The 2,522-nt window shown below is 71.9% G+C and carries 3 protein-coding genes; 2 read left to right on the top strand and 1 reads right to left on the bottom strand.

Features of this window, described 5'->3' with window-relative positions; translation table 11 throughout:
* Positions 1–212: 212 nt before the first annotated feature.
* Positions 213–392, bottom strand: a complete 180-nt coding sequence (locus I5E_RS09250) for a hypothetical protein (protein ID WP_022906727.1) — start codon at positions 390–392, stop codon at positions 213–215.
* 237 nt (positions 393–629) lie between these two features.
* On the opposite strand from I5E_RS09250, the gene I5E_RS09245 reads away from it, so the two are divergent.
* The gene (locus I5E_RS09245) at positions 630–809 is read left to right on the top strand and encodes a hypothetical protein (protein ID WP_022906726.1); all 180 of its coding nucleotides are present in this window, start codon (positions 630–632) and stop codon (positions 807–809) included.
* Positions 810–1,071: 262 nt separating this feature from the next.
* Entirely contained in the window at positions 1,072–2,337 is a 1,266-nt protein-coding gene (locus tag I5E_RS09240; protein ID WP_022906725.1) for an MFS transporter, read from the top strand.
* The last annotated feature ends 185 nt before the right edge of the window (positions 2,338–2,522 follow it).

Here is a 2,522-nt window from a genome sequence, read left to right as displayed (position 1 = left end):
CACACCGGGGAGATCGACGGGAAGCTCGACCGGCTCGAGGCCGCGCTCGGGGACTGACCGCGGTCGGGTCTGACTCCGGTCGGGTCTGACTTCGGTCGGGTCTGACTTCGGTCGGGTCTGACTTCGGTCGGGTCTGACTCCGGTCGGGTCTGACTCCGGCCGGGTCTGACTCCGGCCGGGTCTGGCCGGGCTCGGGGTCTGCCCGACGCCGGTCAGAAGTACATGCGGCCGCGGGCCGACTCCGCCTCGGCCTGGCGGAGTGCCTCGGCGACCTCGGGGTCGGACCCCTCGTACCGGCGCGAACGTGCGCCCGGGTCCGTGTACCGGTGCATCACGAACCACAGCACCGCGAGCCCCGCGAGGACGACCACCGTCACGATCCACCAGCCCATGCCGTCACCCTAGCGCTCGTGGGGCCGGTCGTCCGGTGCCGGTGCTTCGTGCCGGTGGTCGGTGCCCGCGCGCCGAGCCCCGTTCGGCGCCCGGGTTCGGGGCCTGCGTCCCGTGCCCGTGCGACACGCCGGGGGCCTCCCGGCGATGTCGGTGGTCGGGTGTCTCATGGTGCCCATCGAGCCGCACCCGGCGACTCGGAGCCACCCTGGTGGCGGAGCGACGACGAGGAGCACGTGATGATGCACGACGGCTGGTGCCCCGACTGCGACCTGCGGACGGTCGTCATCGACACCGACGAGCAGGGCCAGAGTGCCTGGGCGAGCTGCACCGAGTGCGGCGCCGGGTGGGTCCACCGCGACGAACTGCCCGGGCTGGTCGCCTCGACCCCCGCGCAGCCGGAGCGCCGCGCGGCCTGACGACGGTCGAATCGATTCGTCGGGCCGCTTCCGTTCGGCCTTTGGAGCGGTCTACACTGCTGAGACCGGCCACTTGCAGTGGCCGGTCAGTCCACGTTCGCCGCTGAACCAGGACCGCTCTCCGCCCGCCGTGGGTCGCACCGTTCGCGACGTCGACGGCCCGGAGGCCCGGTGCGGCGACCAGGCGCACCCACGGTCCCAGCCGACTCACGTGAGTCGACTTCCGGAAGCCGTCCCGCTCCTCCCGTCCAGAACAGGCACCATGTCCCAGCTCACGCCTGCGCGCCGCGCGCTCGCGCTCGTCGCCCTCGCCCTCGGCGGGTTCGCCATCGGTTCGACCGAGTTCGTCGCGATGGGGCTCCTGCCGAACATCGCCGAGGCACTCCTGCCGCGGCAGTACGGCCTCGACCCCGACGCCGGGATCGCTCACGCCGGCTGGCTCGTGAGCGCGTACGCCCTCGGCGTCGTCGTCGGTGCCCCCACGATCGCGGCGATGTCGGCGAAGTTCCCGCGCAAGGGGCTGATCCTCGTGCTGCTGGTCGGGTTCGTCCTGGCGACGGTCGCGAGCGCGGTCCTGCCGTCGTTCGGCCTCGTCCTCGTGGCACGGTTCGTCGCGGGGCTGCCGCACGGTGCGTACTTCGGCATCGCCTCCATCGTGGCGGGGGACATCATGGGCCCGGGCAAGCGTGGCAAGGGCATCGCGATGGTGCTGCTCGGCCTGTCCGTCGCGAACGTCGTGGGCGTCCCGGCGATCACCTGGGTCGGGCAGGTCGCCAGCTGGCGCATCGCCTACGGCGTCGTCGCCGTCCTGTTCGCCCTGACGTTCCTCGCGGTGTGGGCCTTCGTGCCGCGCAGTGCCCGTGACGAGCACGCGACGATCGGTCGCGAGCTCCGGGCGTTCCGCGTGCCGCAGGTCTGGATGGTCATGGGCCTCGGCGCCGTCGGGTTCGGTGGGTTCTTCGCGGTCTACTCGTACATCTCGCCGCTCGTGCAGAACGTCACCGGTCTGCCCGAGTCGTTCGTGCCGCTCGTCCTCGTGGTCGTCGGCATCGGCATGGTCGTCGGCGGTGTGCTCGGCGGGCACCTCGCCGACCACAGCGTCAAGCGGACCATCTACGTCGGCATGTTCGCGCTGATCGGGGCCCTGCTCGTGACCGTTCTCACCGCGCAGTGGGTGTGGGGCATGTTCCTCGGGGCGTTCCTCCTCGGAGCCACCTCGTCCGCGATCCCACCGGCCGTGCAGTCCCGCCTGATGGACGTCGCCGGTGACGCCCGGACGATCGCGGCGGCGCTCAACCACTCGGCGTTCAACATCGGGAACTCGCTCGGGGCGGCCCTCGGCGGCGCGGTCATCGCGGCTGGCTTCGGCTTCACCGCCCCGGGGTGGCTCGGCATCGTGCTGGCGCTCCTCGGGGTCGGCATGACGATGATCAGCTACGACGCCGAGCGTCGGGGTGCCCGGCGGGCTTCGTTGCGGGCGTCGTCGCCGACAACCGGGCCGATCACCGCGCCGATCCCGCTCGGCTGACGCGGCTCTGTCTCCTATCGTGAGCAGAATTGGTCGGGTCCTGTTCGAGGACCCGACCTTTTCTGCTCACGAAGCGCGTGCGGTGGGCGCGACCGCCCGCGGGACGGGAGGCACGGTGAGGAGCCGACCCGCGCCTCCCGTCGGTCGGGTGCCGCGGTCGATCCCGAATGGTGAGCAGAAGAGGT

It is taken from the genome of Curtobacterium sp. B18, assembly GCF_000333375.1.
Lineage (GTDB): Bacteria > Actinomycetota > Actinomycetes > Actinomycetales > Microbacteriaceae > Curtobacterium.
The sequence above is the reverse complement of the archived record's forward strand: the minus strand, read 5'-3'. Positions and strand labels throughout refer to the sequence as shown.

Excerpts from the sequence above, each read along its gene's own strand:
- I5E_RS09250 (WP_022906727.1), bottom strand. The coding sequence starts at position 392 with ATGGGCTGGTGGATCGTGACGGTGGTCGTCCTCGCGGGGCTCGCGGTG.
- I5E_RS09245 (WP_022906726.1), top strand. The coding sequence starts at position 630 with ATGATGCACGACGGCTGGTGCCCCGACTGCGACCTGCGGACGGTCGTC.
- I5E_RS09240 (WP_022906725.1), top strand. The coding sequence starts at position 1,072 with ATGTCCCAGCTCACGCCTGCGCGCCGCGCGCTCGCGCTCGTCGCCCTC.